The organism is Devosia sp. P3_B2 (genome assembly GCF_056402875.1).
The window spans coordinates 128,065-148,730 of the sequence record NZ_JBFUGO010000010.1; the positions used below are offsets into that span (position 1 = coordinate 128,065).

Annotated in this window: 20 protein-coding genes, 3 tRNA genes and 1 pseudogene; 9 read left to right on the forward strand and 15 right to left on the reverse strand. The window is 63.8% G+C overall.

Annotated features, from left to right (window positions below; all coding sequences use genetic code 11):
- Window positions 1-59 precede the first annotated feature (59 nt).
- Window positions 60-956 carry a prohibitin family protein gene (locus AC1DV8_RS15595; RefSeq protein WP_477158086.1) on the reverse strand — a complete coding sequence of 299 codons (897 nt, stop codon included), beginning with the start codon at window positions 954-956 and terminating at the stop codon, window positions 60-62.
- 131 nt (window positions 957-1,087) lie between these two features.
- Between AC1DV8_RS15595 and AC1DV8_RS15600 the strand changes: the two genes are divergently transcribed.
- On the forward strand, window positions 1,088-1,300 hold the full coding sequence (locus AC1DV8_RS15600; RefSeq protein ID WP_477158087.1) for a hypothetical protein: 213 nt from the start codon (window positions 1,088-1,090) through the stop codon (window positions 1,298-1,300).
- Window positions 1,301-1,357: 57 nt separating this feature from the next.
- Here the strand turns inward: AC1DV8_RS15600 and rpoC are convergent, their stop codons facing one another.
- The 8 genes from rpoC to secE form a co-directional block, all read right to left on the reverse strand.
- Window positions 1,358-5,566 (reverse strand): DNA-directed RNA polymerase subunit beta', encoded by a 4,209-nt coding sequence (rpoC, locus tag AC1DV8_RS15605; protein WP_477158088.1) that lies wholly within the window; start codon window positions 5,564-5,566, stop codon window positions 1,358-1,360.
- Window positions 5,567-5,647: 81 nt separating this feature from the next.
- A complete protein-coding gene (gene rpoB, locus AC1DV8_RS15610; RefSeq protein ID WP_477149280.1) occupies window positions 5,648-9,796 on the reverse strand; it encodes a DNA-directed RNA polymerase subunit beta in 4,149 nt (1,382 codons plus the stop codon).
- A 274-nt stretch (window positions 9,797-10,070) separates the two neighbouring features.
- A complete protein-coding gene (rplL, locus tag AC1DV8_RS15615) occupies window positions 10,071-10,448 on the reverse strand; it encodes a 50S ribosomal protein L7/L12 (protein WP_477149279.1) in 378 nt (125 codons plus the stop codon).
- Window positions 10,449-10,519: 71 nt separating this feature from the next.
- Window positions 10,520-11,038: a 50S ribosomal protein L10 gene (rplJ, locus tag AC1DV8_RS15620; protein WP_477149278.1), complete on the reverse strand. Its 519-nt coding sequence runs from the start codon at window positions 11,036-11,038 to the stop codon at window positions 10,520-10,522.
- A 331-nt stretch (window positions 11,039-11,369) separates the two neighbouring features.
- Complete coding sequence (gene rplA, locus AC1DV8_RS15625; RefSeq protein WP_477149277.1) at window positions 11,370-12,065, reverse strand: 50S ribosomal protein L1; 696 nt, start codon at window positions 12,063-12,065, stop codon at window positions 11,370-11,372.
- A 2-nt stretch (window positions 12,066-12,067) separates the two neighbouring features.
- A complete protein-coding gene (rplK, locus tag AC1DV8_RS15630) occupies window positions 12,068-12,496 on the reverse strand; it encodes a 50S ribosomal protein L11 (RefSeq protein ID WP_477149276.1) in 429 nt (142 codons plus the stop codon).
- 143 nt (window positions 12,497-12,639) lie between these two features.
- On the reverse strand, window positions 12,640-13,170 hold the full coding sequence (gene nusG / locus AC1DV8_RS15635) for a transcription termination/antitermination protein NusG (protein ID WP_055877965.1): 531 nt from the start codon (window positions 13,168-13,170) through the stop codon (window positions 12,640-12,642).
- 35 nt (window positions 13,171-13,205) lie between these two features.
- Window positions 13,206-13,403: a preprotein translocase subunit SecE gene (secE, locus tag AC1DV8_RS15640; protein WP_477149413.1), complete on the reverse strand. Its 198-nt coding sequence runs from the start codon at window positions 13,401-13,403 to the stop codon at window positions 13,206-13,208.
- A gap of 237 nt (window positions 13,404-13,640) precedes the next feature.
- Here secE and AC1DV8_RS15645 point away from each other — a divergent pair, with 237 nt between their 5' ends.
- Both AC1DV8_RS15645 and AC1DV8_RS15650 read left to right on the forward strand, forming a co-directional pair.
- Window positions 13,641-13,775 (forward strand): hypothetical protein, encoded by a 135-nt coding sequence (locus AC1DV8_RS15645; protein WP_477149275.1) that lies wholly within the window; start codon window positions 13,641-13,643, stop codon window positions 13,773-13,775.
- A gap of 57 nt (window positions 13,776-13,832) precedes the next feature.
- Window positions 13,833-14,045: pseudogene (locus tag AC1DV8_RS15650) on the forward strand (helix-turn-helix domain-containing protein); the annotation flags it as partial.
- On the opposite strand, the gene AC1DV8_RS15655 reads toward AC1DV8_RS15650, so the two are convergent.
- The 3 genes from AC1DV8_RS15655 to AC1DV8_RS15665 all read right to left on the reverse strand — a co-directional run bounded on the left by AC1DV8_RS15655 (window position 14,018) and on the right by AC1DV8_RS15665 (window position 15,101).
- Entirely contained in the window at window positions 14,018-14,284 is a 267-nt protein-coding gene (locus AC1DV8_RS15655; RefSeq protein WP_477149274.1) for a hypothetical protein, read from the reverse strand. The pseudogene AC1DV8_RS15650 and the gene AC1DV8_RS15655 sit on opposite strands and share 28 nt — an antisense overlap.
- Window positions 14,281-14,496, reverse strand: coding sequence for a hypothetical protein (locus AC1DV8_RS15660; protein ID WP_477149273.1), 216 nt, complete (start codon window positions 14,494-14,496; stop codon window positions 14,281-14,283). Before AC1DV8_RS15660 ends, AC1DV8_RS15655 begins: the two co-directional genes overlap by 4 nt.
- A gap of 529 nt (window positions 14,497-15,025) precedes the next feature.
- A tRNA-Trp gene (locus tag AC1DV8_RS15665) sits at window positions 15,026-15,101 on the reverse strand.
- Window positions 15,102-15,250: 149 nt separating this feature from the next.
- On the opposite strand from AC1DV8_RS15665, the gene AC1DV8_RS15670 reads away from it, so the two are divergent.
- Entirely contained in the window at window positions 15,251-15,529 is a 279-nt protein-coding gene (locus AC1DV8_RS15670) for a hypothetical protein (protein WP_477149271.1), read from the forward strand.
- 79 nt (window positions 15,530-15,608) lie between these two features.
- Here AC1DV8_RS15670 and AC1DV8_RS15675 read toward each other — a convergent pair whose 3' ends face one another.
- Complete coding sequence (locus AC1DV8_RS15675; RefSeq protein WP_477158089.1) at window positions 15,609-15,776, reverse strand: hypothetical protein; 168 nt, start codon at window positions 15,774-15,776, stop codon at window positions 15,609-15,611.
- 97 nt (window positions 15,777-15,873) lie between these two features.
- Between AC1DV8_RS15675 and gcvA the strand changes: the two genes are divergently transcribed.
- Entirely contained in the window at window positions 15,874-16,767 is an 894-nt protein-coding gene (gene gcvA, locus AC1DV8_RS15680) for a transcriptional regulator GcvA (RefSeq protein ID WP_477149269.1), read from the forward strand.
- A gap of 16 nt (window positions 16,768-16,783) precedes the next feature.
- Here gcvA and AC1DV8_RS15685 read toward each other — a convergent pair.
- Window positions 16,784-16,857, reverse strand: a tRNA-Gly gene (locus tag AC1DV8_RS15685).
- A gap of 113 nt (window positions 16,858-16,970) precedes the next feature.
- On the opposite strand from AC1DV8_RS15685, the gene AC1DV8_RS15690 reads away from it, so the two are divergent.
- Together AC1DV8_RS15690 and AC1DV8_RS15695 are read left to right on the forward strand one after the other, a co-directional pair.
- Window positions 16,971-17,375 (forward strand): thermonuclease family protein, encoded by a 405-nt coding sequence (locus tag AC1DV8_RS15690; RefSeq protein WP_477158090.1) that lies wholly within the window; start codon window positions 16,971-16,973, stop codon window positions 17,373-17,375.
- Window positions 17,376-17,475: 100 nt separating this feature from the next.
- Window positions 17,476-18,501 (forward strand): sensor histidine kinase, encoded by a 1,026-nt coding sequence (locus AC1DV8_RS15695; RefSeq protein ID WP_477149267.1) that lies wholly within the window; start codon window positions 17,476-17,478, stop codon window positions 18,499-18,501.
- A 64-nt stretch (window positions 18,502-18,565) separates the two neighbouring features.
- On the opposite strand, the gene AC1DV8_RS15700 is transcribed toward AC1DV8_RS15695, so the two are convergent.
- A tRNA-Tyr gene (locus AC1DV8_RS15700) sits at window positions 18,566-18,650 on the reverse strand.
- A 166-nt stretch (window positions 18,651-18,816) separates the two neighbouring features.
- Between AC1DV8_RS15700 and rlmB the strand changes: the two genes are divergently transcribed.
- Both rlmB and AC1DV8_RS15710 read left to right on the forward strand, forming a co-directional pair.
- Window positions 18,817-19,572: a 23S rRNA (guanosine(2251)-2'-O)-methyltransferase RlmB gene (rlmB, locus tag AC1DV8_RS15705; protein ID WP_477149266.1), complete on the forward strand. Its 756-nt coding sequence runs from the start codon at window positions 18,817-18,819 to the stop codon at window positions 19,570-19,572.
- Between the two features lie 14 nt (window positions 19,573-19,586).
- Window positions 19,587-20,567 (forward strand): hypothetical protein, encoded by a 981-nt coding sequence (locus tag AC1DV8_RS15710; protein ID WP_477158091.1) that lies wholly within the window; start codon window positions 19,587-19,589, stop codon window positions 20,565-20,567.
- Window positions 20,568-20,666: the final 99 nt, after the last annotated feature.

The window sequence follows — 20,666 nt, forward strand, 5'->3', positions numbered from 1 at the left end:
GTAGGCAAAAAGAAGGGGCCGCGACGGCCCCCTCGATGCACCTTCCGCCGCTCCGCCGCTCAGGGCGTCGGCGTGGGCGTCAGATTGAGGAAAGGCACGGTGCCGCCCGGCGGCATTACGGAGGGGAGCACTCCGTCCCACTTCTCCGCCTGCACCAGCGCCACGACGCCCGGGTTATCCTTCAGAGCCTGCCCGCGCTGATCGATCGCCGTTGCCTCGGCGCGGCCCTTGAGCTCGATCGAGTAGGCCTCGGCTTCGGCGGCGAGACGCACCGCCTGGGCATTGGCAGTGGCTGTCGCAACGACCGAGTCCGCTTCTGCCTGCGCCTGGGTGACGGTGATCTTGGCCTGTACTTCCTGCTGGGCCAGCTCCTGCTGCCGCTTCTGCACCTCGACGGTGGCGAGTTGCTTCTGCTCGATGGAGTTTTCGTAGGCGGCGGAGAACTTTATGTCCTCGACCTGCACGCTTTCGACGATGATCGGGTCGCCGATGCCGGCCTGCAGGGCTACCAGTGCATCGAGGTTGAGCTTGGCGCGCTGCTGGATGACGCCGAGCGCGTCGTACTGGCCGAAGACGTTCTTGAACAGCGCCGGCACACGGGGCTCGACCAGCCGGGCGATCATGTTATCGACCCCGCCATATTCGGCGTAGACCTTCGCACCGCTGCCGGGAATGACGTGGTAGCTCACCGACAGCCGGATCTGGGCAGGCTGCTGGTCTCGGCTGTAGGACTCCATCGACTCGAAGGTCTTGGTGTGGGACTGCAGCGACACCTCCTTCACATCGTCGACGATCGGCAATTTGAAGTGGAGGCCCGGTCCCACGGTACCGGTCACCGCCCCGTTACGAAGCACCACCCCCTCCTCGCCTTGGTCGATCTGGTACCAGGAGCCGAACAGGATGATGGCCAAGGCGACGATAACGGCCCCGGCGATGGCAAGCGGCGGAATGCGCATTGTGTCTCCATGATGCTCAAGTCGTTCGCCCCGGCTTCGAATGATGAATCAAGGTCGAACGACGACGGGCGCAGCATGTCATGGAGAGATCACAGTTTGTCCACGCCGGGGCTGCGGTTGTTGCCAGCTTCTTGCTGCCCCAAACAGACAAGGCGCGCCTCCCCGGCCATTGCTACGTTGAGCGGTCCGACCTGGTCATCTTCGAGGCAGCGCGCCCCGGTGCAGTGGTCGATGAACGCCTCGATGTCCGTATGGCCCCCGGGGCCTATTGCGTCCTAACCGCCTACTGGCAGCCAGACTCCAAGACCTCGTTCCGGCTCGACAAGCTCGCACCGGTCAGCTGATCAAAAAGAGAAAGGGCCCCGGAGGGCCCTTTCGAAGTTCTGCGATGCGACTGCCGATTACTCGGCCGGCTCTGCCGGGGTCGGAGCCGGAGTCGGCGCCGGGATGGCGGCGGTCTCGGCCTGACGGCGGCGCTCGTCGAGGATCATGTCGTCGCGACGGGTCGCGATCGCCTTGGCCTTGGTGATGCCGGCACCGGTGCCGGCCGGGATCAGGCGGCCGACGATGACGTTTTCCTTCAGGCCTTCGAGCAGGTCGGCCTTGCCGGAAACCGCCGCCTCGGTGAGGACGCGGGTGGTTTCCTGGAAGGACGCGGCCGACACGAACGAGCGGGTCTGCAGCGACGCCTTGGTGATGCCGAGCAGCACCGGGTTGGCCGTGGCCGGCTTCTTGCCGTCGGCGACCAGCTGGTCGTTGAGCTCGTCGAAGTCCAGCTTGTCGAGCTGCTCGTCCTTGAGCATGCCCGAGTCACCCGGGTTCACGATCTCGACCTTCTGCAGCATCTGGCGAACGATCACCTCGATGTGCTTGTCGTTGATGAGCACGCCCTGGAGCCGGTAGACCTCCTGGATCTCGTTGACGAGGTAGCGAGCAAGCTCCTCCACGCCCTTGATTGCCAGGATGTCGTGCGGTGCCGGGTTGCCGTCGAGGATGTACTCACCCTTCTCGATGGTGTCGCCTTCCTGCAGGTGGAACGGCTTGCCCTTCGGGATCAGGTACTCGACGGGCTCGCCGCCCTCTTCAGACGACTCGATGATGATCCGGCGCTTGTTCTTGTAGTCGCGACCGAATTTGATCGTGCCGGTGATCTCCGCGATGATCGCGTGATCCTTGGGGCGACGGGCCTCGAACAGCTCGGCCACACGCGGCAGACCGCCGGTGATGTCCTTGGTCTTGGCGCTTTCCAGCGGGATACGGGCCAGGACGTCACCCGGCGACACCTTCTCGCCCGGCTCGACCGCGATGACCGCGTCGACGGAGAGCAGGTACCGAGCTTCGCCGCCGCGATCGAGTTTGACGACGGCGTCGCCGCGCTTGATCGTGATGGCCGGCTTCAAGCTGTCGCTGCGCTGGCTGGTGCGCCAGTCAGCCACAACGCGCTTGGTGAAGCCGGTGGTCTCGTCGGTGTTTTCAGTCACCGATGCACCATCGACCAGATCCTCGAAGCCGACTTCGCCGTCGACTTCAGCCAGCACCGGACGGGTGTACGGATCCCATTCGGCGATACGCTGGCCGCGCTTGACCTCGGCACCATCGTCCACGCGGAGCTTGGCACCATAAGTCACGCGGTGCGTGGCCCGGTCCTTGCCCTCGGGGTCGAGGATGGCGATGGTCACGTTACGGCCCATGGCAATCAGCTGACCGCCCGCCACCTTGGCGACGTTGCGGTTGCGGATCTCGATCTTACCCTCGGCACCAGCCTCGAGGTAGGACGAGTCAACCACCTGCGCGGTGCCACCGATGTGGAACGTACGCATGGTGAGCTGGGTGCCCGGCTCGCCGATCGACTGGGCGGCGATAACGCCAACCGCTTCGCCGATGTTGACCGGAGTACCGCGAGCGAGATCGCGACCGTAGCACGCGGCGCAGCAGCCCTGGCGGAGATCGCAGGTCAGCGGCGAGCGGATGCGCATCGACTGGACCTTGTAGCTCTCGATGAGCTCCACGTCCTTTTCGGTGAGCAGCGTGCCCTTGGGAACGATGACGTCGCCGTTCTCCGGGTTCACCACATCGTCAGCCGTGGTACGGCCGAGAATGCGCTGACCCAGCGAGGCCACGACCTGGCCGGCATCGACGATCGGCTCCATGGTGAGGCCGCGTTCGGTGCCGCAATCGAGCTCGGTGATGATCGAGTCCTGCGCCACGTCGACGAGACGACGGGTCAGGTACCCCGAGTTCGCGGTCTTCAACGCGGTGTCCGCGAGGCCCTTACGAGCACCGTGGGTCGAGTTGAAGTACTCGAGAACGTTCAGGCCTTCCTTGAAGTTGGCCGTGATCGGGGTCTCGATGATCGAGCCGTCCGGACGCGCCATCAGGCCGCGCATACCGGCAAGCTGCTTCATCTGCGCCGGCGAACCGCGGGCGCCGGAGTGGCTCATCATGTAGACCGAGTTGATCGGCTTCTGACGACCCGTCTCCTTGTCGAACTGAACGGCAGCGATGCCCTTCATCATTTCCTCGGCGACCTTGTCACCGCACTTGGCCCAGGCGTCGACGACCTTGTTGTACTTCTCGCCCTGAGTGATCAGGCCGTCGTTGTACTGCTGCTCGAACTCTTCGACCTGCTTACGGGTCTGCTCGACGATGGTGTACTTGGACGCGGGGATAACCATGTCGTCCTTGCCGAACGAAATGCCGGCGCGGGCGGCGTGCTTGAAGCCCATGTCCATGATGCGGTCGCAGAAAATGACCGTCTCCTTCTGACCGCAACCGCGATACACGGTGTCGATCATCTTGGAGATCATCTTCTTGGTCATCAGCTGGTTGGCCGTCGCATACGGCACCGCCGGATGCTTCGGAAGCAGCTTGCCAAGCAACATGCGGCCCGGGGTCGTCTCGACGATCTCGGTCGTGCGGTTGCCTTCCAGATCATAGACGTCGACGCGCCCCTTGATCTTGGAGTGCATGGTCACGACGCCCGATGCCAGAGCGTGCTCCAGCTCGCCCATGTCCGAGAAGGCCATGCCCTGGCCGGGCTCGCCCTCGTTCATCAGGGAGAGGTGGTAGAGACCAAGCACGATGTCCTGGCTCGGCACGATGATCGGCTGACCGTTGGCCGGGTGCAGGATGTTGTTGGTCGACATCATCAGCACGCGGGCTTCAAGCTGTGCCTCGAGCGACAACGGCACGTGAACGGCCATCTGGTCGCCGTCGAAGTCGGCGTTGAACGCCGCGCAGACGAGCGGGTGCAGTTGGATGGCCTTACCTTCGATCAGGTGCGGCTCGAACGCCTGGATGCCCAGACGGTGAAGCGTGGGCGCGCGGTTCAGCAGAACCGGGTGCTCGCGGATCACTTCGTCGAGGATATCCCAGACCTCGGGCTTCTCCTTCTCGACCAGCTTCTTGGCCTGCTTCACCGTCGACGAGAGGCCCTTGGCCTCAAGGCGCGAGTAGATGAAGGGCTTGAACAGCTCGAGCGCCATCTTCTTGGGCAGGCCGCACTGGTGGAGCTTGAGCTCCGGACCCACGGTGATCACCGAACGGCCGGAATAGTCCACGCGCTTGCCGAGCAGGTTCTGACGGAACCGGCCCTGCTTGCCCTTGAGCATATCGGACAGCGACTTCAGCGGACGCTTGTTCGCACCGGTGATGGTGCGGCCACGGCGGCCGTTGTCGAACAGTGCATCGACCGCTTCCTGAAGCATGCGCTTCTCGTTGCGGATGATGATGTCGGGTGCCCGCAGTTCAATAAGCCGCTTCAGGCGGTTGTTACGGTTGATCACACGACGGTAGAGGTCGTTCAGATCGGACGTGGCGAAGCGGCCGCCGTCCAGCGGGACGAGCGGACGGAGCTCGGGCGGAATGACCGGAATGACGGTCATGATCATCCACTCGGGCTTGTTGCCCGAGACGATGAACTGCTCAACGATCTTCAGGCGCTTGGCCAGCTTCTTCGGCTTCAGCTCGGTGGTCGACTCGGCGATCTCGACGCGGAGGTCGGCAGCGATCTTCTCGAGGTCGAGCGAGAGCAGCAGGTCACGGATAGCCTCGGCGCCGATCTTGGCGGTGAAGCTGTCGGCACCGTACTGGTCCTGGGCGTCGAGATACTGCTCCTCGGTGACCAGCTCGTTCTCGCCGAACGGGGTCAGGCCGGGGTCCAGCACGACGTACTGCTCGAAGTACAGGATGCGCTCAATGTCCTTCAGCGTCATGTCGAGCAGCAGCGCGATACGCGACGGCAGCGACTTCAGGAACCAGATGTGCGCAACCGGGGCGGCGAGCTCGATGTGGCCCATGCGCTCGCGACGGACGCGGCTCAGGGTAACTTCGACGCCGCACTTCTCGCAGATGACGCCCTTGAACTTCATGCGCTTGTACTTGCCGCACAGGCACTCGTAATCCTTCACGGGCCCAAAGATGCGCGCGCAGAACAGGCCGTCGCGCTCGGGCTTGAACGTACGGTAGTTGATGGTCTCGGGCTTCTTGATCTCGCCGTACGACCAGCTGAGAATCTTCTCAGGGCTGGCGATCGAGATCTTCATCTGGTCGAACATCTGGACCGGAACCTGAGGGTTGAACGGGTCCATGACGTGGTGATGAGTGTTCATCGGTAGACTCCTCTTATCGGAGCTTCCCGGCGGGCTGGGCCAGGAAGCATCCGAAGTGAATGGGGGTTGAACTCGGCAGCCTTATTCCGCCGCGTTCTGAGGAGGTGCGATCTGGTCGGCGGCCTGGCTGCCCGCGGGCAGTTCGGTACCGTCGAGCGTATCCAGTTCGACATTGAGGCCGAGAGAGCGGATTTCCTTGACGAGAACGTTGAAGCTCTCGGGGATGCCCGCCTCGAAGGTGTCGTCGCCTCTGACGATCGCCTCGTAGACCTTGGTACGACCGGCAACGTCGTCCGACTTGATGGTCAGCATTTCCTGCAGCGTGTAGGCGGCGCCATAGGCTTCGAGTGCCCACACCTCCATCTCGCCGAAACGCTGGCCGCCGAACTGCGCCTTGCCGCCCAGCGGCTGCTGGGTAACGAGCGAGTAAGGGCCGATCGAGCGCGCGTGGATCTTGTCGTCCACGAGGTGGTGGAGCTTCAGCATATAGATGTAGCCCACGGTCACCTTGCGGTCGAACTGCTCGCCGGTCCGGCCGTCAAAGACGTTGGACTGACCGGTCGAGTTGAGCCCGGCGCGCTCCAGCAGCTCGACGATGTCGCTTTCCTTGGCGCCGTCGAACACCGGAGTGGCAATCGGAACGCCCTTGGAGAGATGCTCGCCGAGGCGGAGGATGCTGTCGTCGTCAAGCTGGGAGACGTACTCATCGCCTTCGTAAAGGGCGCTGATCTCCTTCTTGAGCGGCGTCATGTCGCCCTTCTGCTGGTAGGTCTTCATGATCTCGTCGATCTTCTTGCCGAGGCCACGGCAGGCCCAGCCAAGATGCGTCTCGAGGATCTGACCAACGTTCATGCGCGACGGCACGCCGAGCGGGTTCAGCACGATGTCGACGTGCGTACCGTCTTCCAGGTACGGCATGTCTTCGATCGGGGTGATACGCGAAACCACGCCCTTGTTGCCATGACGGCCGGCCATCTTGTCGCCCGGCTGGATCTTGCGCTTGGTCGCGACGAAGACCTTGACCATCTTCATCACGCCCGGCGGAAGTTCGTCACCGCGCTGCAGCTTGTCCACCTTGTCGATGAAGCGCTGCTCGAGCAGCTTGCGGCTCTCCTCGTACTGAGCGTGGAGGGCCTCCATCTCGGCCATGACCTTGTCGTCGTCGAGGGCAAACTGCCACCACTTGGACCGCGGCTGGGCGTCGAAGGTCGCGTCGTTCAGCTTGGTGCCGTTGACATAGCCCTTCGGGCCAGCGGTCGCGGTCTTGCCGAACAGCATTTCCTTCAGGCGCGCATAGACGTTGCGGTCGAGGATCGACTGCTCGTCGTCACGGTCCTTGGCCAGGCGCTCGATTTCCTCGCGCTCGATGGCCATGGCACGCTCGTCCTTGTCGATGCCGTGGCGGTTGAAGACACGAACTTCAACCACGGTGCCGGCATCGCCCGGGGGAACCCGGAGCGAGGTGTCACGAACGTCCGAAGCCTTCTCGCCGAAGATGGCGCGGAGGAGCTTTTCTTCCGGCGTCATCGGGCTTTCGCCCTTCGGCGTGATCTTGCCGACGAGGATGTCGCCAGCAGCGACTTCCGCGCCGATGTGCACGATACCGGCTTCGTCGAGGTTCTTCAGCGCTTCTTCCGAAACGTTCGGAATGTCGCGGGTGATTTCCTCGGGACCAAGCTTGGTGTCGCGGGCCATCACTTCGTATTCCTCGATGTGGATCGAGGTGAACACGTCCTGCATGGCGATCTTTTCGCTGAGCAGGATCGAGTCTTCGAAGTTGTAGCCATTCCACGGCATGAACGCGACGAGCACGTTGCGGCCGAGAGCCAGATCGCCCAGTTCGGTCGACGGACCATCCGCAACGATGTCGCCGGCTTCGACGTGGTCGCCCACCACCACCAGCGGACGCTGGTTGATGCAGGTCGACTGGTTCGAACGCTGGAACTTCATCAGGTTGTAGATGTCGACGCCGGACTTCGAGGCATCGGTCTCCTCGGTGGCGCGGATGACGATACGGGTCGCATCCACCTGGTCGACGATGCCCTTGCGCTTGGCGACGATGGCGGCGCCCGAGTCACGGGCGACGACCGGCTCCATGCCGGTGCCCACGAACGGGGCCTCGGCGCGCAGCAGCGGCACAGCCTGACGCTGCATGTTCGAGCCCATGAGCGCGCGGTTGGCGTCGTCGTTCTCGAGGAACGGGATCAGCGCCGCGGCCACCGAAACGATCTGCTTCGGGGACACGTCCATCAGGTCGATGGTCTCTTTCGGCGTCAGGCCGTTGTCGCCGGCGTGGCGCGCCACGATCAGGTCGTTGGCGAACTCACGCTTGTCGGTCAGCTGGGCGTTGGCCTGGGCGACGTAGTGCTTGGCCTCTTCCATTGCCGACAGATAGACGACGTCGTCGGTGACCTTGCCGTTGACGATCTTGCGGTAGGGCGTCTCGATGAAGCCATACTTGTTCACGCGAGCAAACGTCGCCAAGCTGTTGATCAGACCGATGTTCGGGCCTTCCGGCGTCTCGATCGGGCAGATACGACCATAGTGGGTCGGGTGCACGTCGCGCACTTCGAAGCCGGCACGCTCGCGGGTCAGGCCGCCAGGTCCAAGCGCCGAGAGACGACGCTTGTGCGTGATCTCGGACAGCGGGTTGGTCTGGTCCATGAACTGCGAGAGCTGGCTCGAGCCGAAGAACTCGCGCACGGCAGCAGCAGCCGGCTTGGCGTTGATCAGGTCCTGCGGCATGACGGTGTCGATCTCGACCGACGACATGCGCTCCTTGATCGCCCGCTCCATGCGGAGCAGACCGAGCCGGTAGTGGTTCTCCATGAGTTCGCCGACCGAACGCACCCGGCGGTTGCCGAGGTTGTCGATGTCGTCGATCTCGCCGCGGCCATCGCGCAGGTCGACGAGGGTGCGAACCACCTCGACGATGTCTTCCTTGCGCAGGATGCGGACGGTGTCCTCGGCTTCGATGTCGAGGCGCATGTTCATCTTGACGCGGCCGACCGCAGACAGGTCATAGCGCTCGCTGTCGAAGAACAGCGACTTGAACATGGCTTCGGCGGTTTCGACGGTCGGGGGCTCGCCCGGACGCATCACGCGGTAGATGTCGAACAGCGCGTCCTCGCGGGACTCGTTCTTGTCGACGGCGAGCGTGTTGCGGAGGTAGGCGCCCACGGTGACGTGGTCGATGTCGAGGATCGGCAGGGCGTCGAACCCGGCGTCCTTGAGCTTGGTCAGCAGCTTCTCGTCGATCTCATCGCCGGCTTCGGCGAAGATCTCACCGGTCTTGAGGTTGACCAGGTCCTCGGCGATGAACTGACCGTAGAGGTCCTCTTCCACCACTGCGAGGTGCGTCAGGCCACCTTCAGCAAGCTTCTTGGCCTGCCGCGGGGAGAGCTTCTTGCCGCCTTCGTGGACGACGTCGCCGGTCTTGGCGTCGATCAGGTCGAACGTCGGCTTGGCGTTCTTCATCTTCTCGGCGTCGAACGGCTTCTGCCAGCCGGTCTTGGTCTGCTCGAACGAGATAGTGTCGTAATAGGTGGACAGGATCTCCTCGGCATCCATGCCGAGCGCCTTGAGCAGCGAGGTCACCGGAATCTTGCGGCGACGGTCGATACGGGCGAACACGATGTCCTTGGCGTCGAACTCGATATCGAGCCACGAGCCGCGGTACGGGATGATGCGGGCGGCGAACAGCAGCTTGCCCGACGAGTGGGTCTTGCCCTTGTCGTGGTCGAAGAACACGCCAGGCGAACGGTGCATCTGCGAGACGATGACGCGCTCAGTACCATTGACGATGAAAGTACCGTTCATGGTCATGAACGGCATGTCGCCCATGTAGACGTCCTGCTCCTTGATGTCCTTGACGGACCGGGCGCCGGTTTCCTCGTCCACTTCGAACACGATCAGGCGAAGCGTGACCTTGAGCGGCGCTGCGAACGTCATGTCGCGCTGACGGCACTCGTCGACGTCATACTTCGGCTGCTCGAACTCGTACTTCACGAATTCGAGAGAAGCGGTGTTGGAAAAGTCAGTGATCGGGAAAACCGACCGGAAAACGGATTGAAGCCCCTCATCGGGACGCCCGCCCTTGGGCTCGTCCACGAGGAGGAACTGATCATAGGAGGCCTTCTGGACCTCGATCAGATTGGGCATCTCCGTGACTTCGCGAATGCTGCCGAAAGACTTGCGTACCTTGCGGCGGCCGTTGAACGTGGTAGCCATACCAGCTCCTGTTTTTCTCGATGTCTCGGAGGCAGATGTCCAAAGGCCCGACTATCAGCCGTCGGGCATCAGGACATCAGCCTTGCTTGTTTCGTCCAGGCCTCGATGGGAGGGAGGCCCTCAGTTTGCGCAACTCAAAATTCGGGCGGGTTGATCCCGCTATGCGCGCCCTGCCCGACCATTCAATCGCCGGGTGGCGCCCGTCCCTATAGTCAACACTGAGACGGTAATGAGGCAGCGCCGCCGGCGCTGCCTCGAGATCGGGTCGGCGAGCTTACTTAAGCTCGACCTTGGCGCCGGCCGCTTCCAGCTTCTTCTTGATGTCTTCGGCTTCGGTCTTGTTGGCGCCTTCCTTGACGGCCTTCGGAGCCGCTTCGACCAGTGCCTTGGCTTCGCCGAGGCCCAGACCGGTGATGGCGCGGACTTCCTTGATGACGTTGATCTTGTTCTCGCCGAACGAGGCGAGGATCACGTCGAATTCAGTCTTCTCTTCAGCGGCAGCGGCCGGGGCAGCAGCGCCGGCAGCAGCAGCGACGGCGACCGGAGCGGCAGCCGAAACGCCCCACTTCTCTTCGAGAAGCTTCGAAAGCTCGGAAGCTTCCAGAACGGTGAGGGCAGACAGGTCGTCTACGAGTTTGGCGAGATCAGCCATTTGAGTTCACTCTCTTTGATGTTTCAGTTCGAACCGTGGAGGGCCGGAACGGCCCCACGTGGGTAGTTTGCCTATGCTGCATTGCTCTTCTCGGCGTGTGCCGAGATGACCCGTGCAACCGCACCGCCAGGGGCCTGGAGGACCGACGCGATACGCGTGCCGGGCTGCTTGAGCATCCCTGCGAGCGTGGCGCGAAGCTGGTCCAGCGACGGCATGGTGGCGAGCGCCTTGACGTTTGCGGCGTCGAGCCCGGTCTTCCCCATTGCGCCACCGAGAACCACGAACTTCTGGTTCTTGTCGGCGAAAGCGGCCGCGACTTTCGGCGCGGTCATGGGATCCTTGGCGAAGGCGACGACGGTCGGACCTGTGAACAGGGCCGACATATCGGCGTTGTCGGTTTCCTTCAGAGCAAGCTTGGCGAGGCGGTTCTTGGCGACCTTGATCGTCCCCCCGGCCTGCTTCATCTGCCTGCGCAGATTCTCCAGGTCGGCAACGGTCAAGCCGGCGTTCTGAGCAACCACGATCGACCCGGCCGTCGCGAACGACGCCTGGAGCGAGGTGATGAGCTCAGCCTTTTCCGCTCTTTCCACTGCTAGTCTCCACATTTAGCTCACGAATAGTCGTGAACTTCTGCCAATTGCTGCCCTCCGTCGGGAGTGCAGCGGTTGATGCCTGTCAACCGGCTGACCGTCGGAGGGCGAAATGCCCCTTGGCGGCAACTGGCCTGGTTCGAACCGGAACGAATTCCGGTCTTCACCCCATCTATGCGGGCCCCTTTTCCTTTGATCGCGCGCTAGCGCGTCGCTGGGTTGGGATTAGGCGCCTCGAGGACGCACCCGCAGTCTCGGACAGGACTTTACCGATCCGAAGATCGGCATCCCGGCGGCATTGCTGCCGCCAGGAATTCTTCACGCGACGGTCTTAAGCGTTGACCGACGAGGGATCGACGTGGACGCCGGGGCCCATGGTCGAGGACACGGCGACGCGCTTGACGTAGGTGCCCTTGGCGCCAGCCGGCTTTGCCTTCTGGACGGCATCGGCGAACGCCTTGATGTTCTGCAGCAGGGCTTCGTCCGAGAACGAGGCCTTGCCAACGCCGGCGTGCAGGATGCCTGCCTTCTCGACGCGGAACTCGACGGCACCGCCCTTGGCGGCCTTGACCGCACCGGCGACGTCGGGGGTCACGGTCCCGACCTTCGGGTTTGGCATCAGGTTGCGCGGCCCGAGGATCTTACCGAGACGGCCAACCAGCGGCATCATGTCCGGGGTCGCGATCACGCGATCGAACTCGATCTTGCCCGACTGGACGATCTCGACGAGGTCTTCGGCGCCAACGATGTCGGCGCCAGCCTTGCGGGCCTCATCGGCCTTGGCGTCCTTGGCGAACACGGCGACGCGAACGGTCTTGCCGGTGCCGTTGGGCAGGTTGACCACGCCGCGGACCATCTGGTCGGCGTGGCGCGGGTCGACGCCCAGGTTGAACGCGATCTCGACGGTCTCGTCGAACTTCGCCTTGGCGCGTTCCTTGACCATCTTCACGGCGTCGTTGAGGGCGTAGAGCTTCTTGCGATCGATGCCCACGCGGGCGGCGTCAGTACGCTTACCGAGCTTGGTCATGATCAGCCCTCTACCTGGATGCCCATGGACCGGGCGGAGCCGGCGATCATGGTCGCGGCCTGGTCGACGTCGTAGGCGTTGAGATCGGCCATCTTCTTTTCCGCGATGTCGCGGATCTGCTTCTGGGTGATCGTGCCAGCGGATTCCTTGCCCGGAAGCTTGGAACCGGACTTCAGGTTCACGGCCTTCTTGATCAGGTAGGTGACCGGCGGGAGCTTGGTCTCGAAAGTGAAGCTCTTGTCGGCGTAAATGGTGATCACGACCGGGGTCGGGGCACCCTTTTCCTGCTCGGCGGTCTTCGCGTTGAAGGCCTTGCAGAATTCCATGATGTTGAGGCCGCGCTGACCCAGCGCGGGGCCGATCGGGGGCGACGGGGTCGCCGAGCCGGCCGGGACCTGAAGCTTCAGGTACCCAGTGATTTTCTTTGCCATGGTTCAATCTCCATATGTGCCCAGGATCGGGCGGTTGATCCGCGTCACCGGATCTGTGAGACGCCGTGGTCCGGACGTACGAGCGGTTGGCGACCGCCCTGCCCTCCCACGGTTTTTGGCAGCCTTGCGGCCGCCGTAACGGATCAGACCTTCTCGACCTGTCCGTATTCCAGTTCGACGGGCGTCGGACGCCCGAAGATCGAAACTTCCACCTTGAGGCGCGAACGCTCCTCGTCGACTTCCTCGACCACGCCGTTGAAGCTGGCGAAGGGGCCGTCCGAAACGCGCACCTGCTCGCCAACCTCGAAGGAGACCGACGGCTTGGGATGCTCGACGCCTTCCTGCACCTGCTGCAGGATGGCCATGGCTTCCTTCTCCGAGATCGGCATGGGCTTGTCGCCCGAACCGAGGAAGCCGGTGACCTTGGGCGTGTTCTTGATCAGATGGAACGCCTCGTTGGTCATGTCCATCTTCACCAGGACGTAGCCCGGGAAGAACTTCCGCTCGGCGTCGACCTTGCGGCCGCGACGCATCTCGACGACCTTTTCGGTCGGCACGATCACGTCGTCGAACAGGTCTTCAAGCTTCTTCTGCGCGACCTTCTGGCGAATATCTTCCGCCACTTTGCGCTCGAAGTTCGAGTACGCCTGAACGATATACCAGCGCTTGGCCATGCCGCGTCGAAGCTCCTAAAAGTTCAGTTTGCCGATCAGCGGATCGACAGCATCAGCTGCACGAGCCAGGAAATGATCTGGTCGGCCGCAAGGAAGAAGAAGCTCGCGACGACGACCATTACCAGTACCATCACGGTCGAAATCAGCGTCTCGTTCCGTGTGGGCCAAGTGACCTTGCCGACTTCCTGGCGAACCTCTTGCAAGAATTTCAGGGGGTTCAACGCAGCCATCAGCTCTACTTTCCGTCGGGCCGTCAGGCCAAAAACGAAGAACCGCGCGAGTCACCCCGGGCGGCTTGGGAAGCGGTATCTAATGGCTTGGCACAGCTATTGCAAGCCCCAATGACGTCCTGATGTCGGACCGTGGTTCTCAGCAGGCGCCGCACGCTGTCAGCCATTGGTCAGCTTGCCTTCGCTAGGCATGGAGAACGGACTAGCGGCGTGATTCTGGGGGTATCGGATATGGGGCGCGTGGCTAACACGGCAAGGCACAGGCTCGACCTCTTTTTGCATCTGCTGTTGATCGTCATGGTCGCGACAGCTGCGCTCATCGTCTTTGTCGGCGTGCTGGAGTTCGGCTTCCAGCTGCCGATCGAACTGGGATAGCGGGAGGGTGATGCAATGCACACCGGCTATGACCTGCATCCGGATCCCACTGCCGCGCGGCAACTGGTCGGCCTGCAAGCGGCCGACGTCGAGCGCGAGCTGATCCTCGGTACGCTCCATGCCACCCTGGGCAACCGCACCCACGCGGCCGCCATCCTCGGCATCAGCATCCGCACGCTGCGTAACAAGCTGCATGAATATCTCGACGATGGGATCGACGTGCCGCAGCCGACCGGCGGAGATCACGCCGGAAACTCCGGGGCGGAATAGAGCCGGCGCATCGCCACGCTGTCATAGCGCTCGCCGTTGACCTCGAGCGTCGCCGAGGCCAGCTTGGCGGCGACCAGCGACTCCAGCGCATAGCGCAACGCCAAGGCCGCGGTAGGAAAACGCCGGTAATCGAGTCCGCCCTTGCGGCCCAGGTGCACCGGGAAATAGAGATCGGCCGGCTCCGCATAGTCGAACGGGACAGGCGCGCTGTCGATGTCGCTGATCGCGGGATCACTCATTTCACGACCGTCAGATGCGCGCGCGACCTAGTTGGACGCGATGGCGGCCGGCGGACATGGTGGGTCAAGTTGATTCCGGACGCCGGGAACGCCGGGGACCTGCCGCCGGCCATCGCCTCGCTCAGCACCGGTCCATCGGAATTGTCGGGCAACACGGCCGGCGCGAAGCCCACGACGAAGCGCGGACGACCGGCAAAGCGGATATCAAGCATAGGGTCTGGCTCCGATCGTGCTGGTCAGCCCGATGCTCAAGTGAGGAACGTGCTGAACCGCAGCAGTGGCGCCAGCGCGAACAACGCCCCCAGCGTGACAAGAAAGCTCAGCGCAACCGTCAGCGTCCGAACGCGAGTGCGACGAACCACTCCCGGCGCAGCGGCGGGATGATCGACAGGCATATTGGGGGTCGCTTTCGCTGGTGGCGCGTATGTGCTTCAAGCCACTCTACGCCCTCCATGGGAACTCACCTACGGAATTCGAACGGCCTCGCCCGGCGGGATGTCATTGTTAAATGCGGGCTGGTCCGGGGCCGTATACACACCGTTCTTCGGAGGAAGCAGCGGGCTGCTGACGCGATTGCGTGTCGCGCCCGCTGTCTTCCGGTCCAGAGCTCAATTGCCCAAAAAGCCAGGCCACGCGAACCCTGTTCGGACGGCGACGTCCAAATGGCTCGCGCTGTGGACAGGCGCGGCTAACTCTTCATCGGACAATGTGGGATTGGGTGGCGCTAAGCGCCTGGGCAGGTGGCAGGGGCAGAAGGACTTGAACCCTCGACCCTCGGTTTTGGAGACCGATGCTCTACCAACTGAGCTATACCCCTAGACCTGCGGCACTCCCTCTACTGAAAAGGTCCGGGCGGCGCAAGTGGCAAGGGGGCAACCTTTGCACCCGATTGCGCCCGATCGATCGGCCGGATTAGGCTGCGTGCCGCGCGGTGCGCCGCGCCAGGAGGTAACCAGGGGATAATCGATGAAGAAGCTCGTACTCGTTGCCGCGCTCGTCGCGTCAGGTTTCGCCGTGCCGGTCTTGCCCACCACCGCTGCGCCGGTGCTCTCGGATCCCGAAATGAACTGCCTGATCTTCCCCGCACTGAAGAAGGAGTGCTGGGAAAAGGGCGCCGAAATGCTGAAGGCCGCTCCGAAGTCGGTTGCCATGGCCACCGAAGACGCCGCGGATACGGTCAAGCTGCCGCTGCTGTGGAAATGCACTGCAGCTCCCAAGGGCTCGGGTCACCTGCTCGACTGCTGAACAGGCGATCGCCGCACGAATCGAAGGCCCGGCACTGCCGGGCCTTTTTCATTGGCCGTCACGAAAGCGGAGCCGGTCATTAGGGATGGTGAAACGGATAGTCCGTGTCGGCAGCACCAATATCGGCGCGCAGGTATGAGCTGAGCTCGCGGACGTCCGCTACGGGATGGGCGCGGCGCGGGAGGATGACGTGCTTCATCCAGTTGAGAAGGCGGGCGGCGCGGGTCTTGGGAGCTTGGTAGAGCATTTCGATCACCGTCAACTTTGATGTCTGTGAGGGATAGATGCGCTCCCAGCGCTTTGATTTCCAACCAAAGGTCGAGTATCATACATAAGGAGGCCTTATGTCCGATCACCTACCCCCACTTGCTGCGATCCGGGTATTCGAAGCTGCGGCGCGGCACCTGAGCTTCACCCGCGCGGCCCAGGAACTGGGCATGACGCAGGCTGCGGTGAGCTACCAGATCAAGCTTCTGGAGGAACGCGTGGGCTCGCCGCTATTCCTGCGCCGACCGCGCGAGGTGGCGCTGACTGAGGCCGGCCAGCGGCTTGCGCCTGAGGTGAACCGGGCCTTCGACATCCTGCGCGAGGCGTTTGTCGATCTCGGGCAAAGCGAGCACGGCACGCTGATCGTCAACACCATGCATACCTTCGCCGCGCAGTGGCTGGCACCGCGGCTGGGCATATTCCAGCTGCGCCATCCGGAGATTGCGCTGCGGCTCGAGACCACCGGCCGGCTGGTGGACTTCACCCGGGAGGAAGTGGACGTCGTCGTCCGCGCCGGCAGGGGGGTGTGGCCCGGCCTTACCGCCGTCAAGCTGATCGACGTGCGCTTCACCCCGATGCTGTCGCCGGCGCTGGCTGACTCGGTCGGCGGCATTCGGGAACCGGCGGATATCCTCAAACTGCCGCTGCTCGATGCCGATGATCCCTGGTGGATCCGGTGGCTCGATGCCTACGGCCTGCCCCACGATGTGCTGAGGCAGCAGAACACGCCCTCGATGAACATGCAGACATTCGATGCCATTGCCGCGATGGCAGGCCAGGGCGTCACGTTGCTCACCCCAGACTACTTCCAGCGGGAGCTCGCCGAAGGACGCCTGATCCAGCCCTTCGAGCGCGTCATCGATGAAGGCACCAGCTACTGGCTCGCCTACCCCGAGGCACGCCGGAACGTGCCCAAGATCAAGGCCTTCCGCGACTGGGTCGTCGAGGAAGCGAGAAAGCCGGTGGGTTAGGTGGGAGAGTGGAAGCTGGAGCGGGTGAAGGGAATCGAACCCTCGTCATAAGCTTGGAAGGCTTCTGCTCTACCATTGAGCTACACCCGCGCCGCGGCGCCGACGGCCTTGTAGTGGTTCGGGTACAATTCTGGCAAGAGGTCGTCCGGCCCGTTCCCGGCAAAGTGCATTGCGTGCCGGCGCGTTCGGAGTCAGCGTGGGGTATGCGCGCTGCGATTGCCCTGCTGATCCTGCCGCTGCTGGCGGCCCCCTCCCCGACCTTGGCCGAGGACGCCGGTTTCATGCTGTGCGAGGCGCTGCCGCACATCACCTGCGTGTGGTCGGGCGACAGCTTCTTTCTGCGCGGACAGATGGTCAGGCTCGCCGATATCACCGCGCCGGCGCGCTATGCCTCGGAGTGCCCTGGCGCATCAAACCTGTCCTGGCTCGCAGCCCTCAAACTCCGTGACCTCCTGAACAGGGGCTCGTTCGAGCTCAGCGGCGACGGACAGGTCGATGGGGCGCAGTTACGGCTTGTCACCCGGAACGGGCAGTCGATCGGCGCCGAACTCGTGGCCGCCGGACTCGCGAGGGAAAAAACAGCCGAAGCGCCGAACTGGTGCGGTTAGCGGAGCCTACGGCGCCGCTGCGAGATGCCTGCAAAATACGGCGAGGGGGACCGGAACCTTCGGTGCCGAGCGACGTTCAAGCGAGTCGTCCGGGGGGCTCATGACACATCACGTACTCAATCCAGCGCACAGCGGCCAGGTCGCTGAGGCGCGTCTGGCTGCGATCATCGAGTCTTCGTTCGACGCGGTCATCGCCAAGGACCTCAACAGCATCATCACGGACTGGAACCCCGCCGCCGAGCGACTGTTCGGGTACACGGCGGCGGAGGCCGTCGGCCAGCCCATCACCATGCTGATCCCCGAACATCTAAGGAGCGAGGAGGCCGACATCATCCGGCGCATCCGCGCCAACGAGCGGGTGGAGAGCTACGAGACGATCCGCCAGCGCAAGGACGGAAGCACGATCTACGTCTCGCTGACGGTTTCGCCGATCCGCAACGCCCGTGGCGAGGTGATCGGCGCATCCAAGATTGCCCGCGACATCACCGAGGCCAAGGAGAGCGAACGGCGCATCCGGGTGCTGCTGAGGGAGATCAACCACCGGGTGAAGAACCAGTACGCGGTCATCCTGTCGCTGATCCGGGAGACCGGTCTCAGTTCGGTGTCGATCGACGAATTCCAGGCGAAGATCCGGACCCGCATCGCCAGCCTCGCGGCCTCGCATGATCTGCTCGTTCGATCGGAATGGACCGGATCGACCCTCGCCGAGCTGGTTCGCGAGCAATTGGCACCATTCGGACACGAGGAGTTGGTCTCGGTCTCCGGCCCGCTGATCACGGTCGCTCCGAACGCCGTGCAGAACCTCGGAATGGCGTTCCACGAACTGGGCACCAACTCGGCGAAGTATGGCGTCCTTTCCGGCCAGGGCGGCTCGATCGAGATTTCCTGGTCCATCGGCGGGCAACCGACCTCGGAGCTGGAGTTGACCTGGGATGAGAAGTTCGACCGGCCGGTGGTCGACGACGTCCAGCAGGGCAAGGGTTTCGGCACGGTCGTGCTGAAGCGCATCGCGCCGATCGCGCTGAATGGACGCGCGACGATAACCAAGACTCCGTCCCGGATTTCCTGGACCCTGGTGGCGCCGGCGAGCGCGGTGCTGATGCAGGATCAGAACGCGGACGAGTAGCGGGCGGGTCTAGCGCCCCGGCTGCAGGAGACTTGGGAGTTCGGCTCTGGCGCCCTGGGGCGGCTGGTGGAGGGGACTGGATTCGAACCAGTGTACGCTAAGCGAGCAGATTTACAGTCTGCCGGATTTAACCACTCTCCCACCCCTCCATTCAGAGCCGGAGAAACGAACGGCGCCCGTCCCCGGGCGCGTCGTCGGGGCGGTTTATGTCGGGGCGGTGAACGCCTGTCAACACCCAATGCGCCCCTTTGCCGCCCATAGCGCCGCAAGCCTCGCCGCCTTGCCGTTGTGCATCAAAACCGCTAGGGCATCCCCATGAGCCGCAACAAATTCCCGCCCAAGCCGCGCTACGACCCAGATACCGGCCCGGTGTACCTTTATGGGCTGCATACGGTGCGGGCGGCGCTCGACAATCCGCTGCGCGAACGGCGCAACCTGCTGGTCACTCCCAATGCGCTGATGCGCCTCAAGGAGACCGGCCCGGTGGAGATGCGATTCACCGAGACGACGCCCAAGGAACTGGACCGGCTGCTGGGTGCGGACGCCGTTCACCAGGGGGTGGCGCTGGAGGTGGAGGCGGTCAGCCGCTTCGGCCTCAACGACGTGCCGAACCCGCGGCTGGTGGTCATCCTCGACCAGTTGACCGACCCGCACAATGTCGGGGCGATCCTGCGTACCGCCTGCGCGTTCGGCGCCGACGCGGTGATCACCACGGCGCGGCACTCGCCGCGCGAGACCGGCGTGATGGCCAAGGCCGCCTCCGGAGCGCTGGACCTGGTGCCGATGATCGAGGTGCGCAACCTCGGCGATGCCATCGAGAAGCTCAAGGAACGCGGCCTGACGGTGATCGGCTTCGATTCGGAGGCCCCTGCCCCGGTTCGCCCGCGCACCGATGATACGCCGATCGCCATCGTGCTTGGCGCCGAAGGCAAAGGGTTGCGGCAGCGCACGCGTGAGCTTTGCGACGAGATGGTCCGGCTTGATATGCCGGGGCCGATCAAGTCGCTGAACGTGTCGAATGCTGCCGCCATTGCGCTGTTTGCCGCGACCGCCGGACGCGCTGCGCAATAGGAAAGGCCGCGGCATTGCCGCGGCCGCCCCGTGCCGCCGGCCTGATCGACCGTGCCGCAGGCGGCAAAGTCCGGCGCCCAGACGCCGAGATAGCCGATCTGGTCACGCTTGGCGTTGGCAGCGAGCCGGGTGTCGGGCTTGAGGCCCGAGGCGGGCAGCACGCCCATCGCAGGCGTGGTCACCACCGGCTCTTCTGCCGCAGCAACTGCGGCTGCAGCGTCGGTAGCGCCCTTTGCCTCAGCCGACGGAGCAGCCCCGGCTGCCGGTGCCGTTTCGGCGGCGGCCACAGCAGCAGCGGCGTCGGCCGCACCCCGAGCCGCGGCGCCGGTCTCGGCAGTTGCCGAAGCGGCGGCCGCCTGCTTGTCGGCCTCAGCCTTGGCGGCAGCGGCCGCATCAGCAGCCTTCTTTTCTTCTGCGGCCTTTGCCGCGGCAGCCGCAGCGTCGGCGGCCTTCTTCTCTTCTGCGGCCTTGGCGGCAGCTGCAGCCTCGGCAGCCTTCTTCTCTTCCGCCGCCTTGGCAGCGGCTGCAGCGTCAGCGGCTTTCTTCTCTTCAGCGGCTTTAGCGGCAGCTGCAGCCTCGGCCGCCTTTTTCTCTTCCGCAGCCTTTGCTGCGGCGGCGTCGGCTGCCTTCTTTTCTTCGGCAGCCTTCGCGGCTGCCGCCGCGGCATCCGCTGCCTTTTTCTCTTCCGCAGCCTTGGCGGCAGCAGCGGCCTCAGCGGCCTTCTTTTCCTCGGCTGCCTTGGCCTCGGCTGCCGCCTTGTCGGCCGCTGCTTTGTCGGCTGCTACCTTGTCTGCCGCAGCCTTATCCGCGGCGGCCTTATCGGCAGCGGCCTTATCTGCGGCTGCTTTCTCTTCCGCTGCCTTCTGCTCGGCGGCGACCTTGTCCGCATCTGCGGTGGCGGCCGGGGTCTCGGCTGCCGGCGGTGGAGGCGGCGGGCTGTTGTTGTCGCAGGCGGCGACCAGCAGCCCAAGCGACAAGGCAATGGGCAGGGCTAGAAGGTGTATTCGCTTCATATCTTTGTCCTCTCCGAAACCGGCATCCGATGTACGGGATCATCGCCCGCCGCATGGCCATAATCTATCGGGAACGGCGCC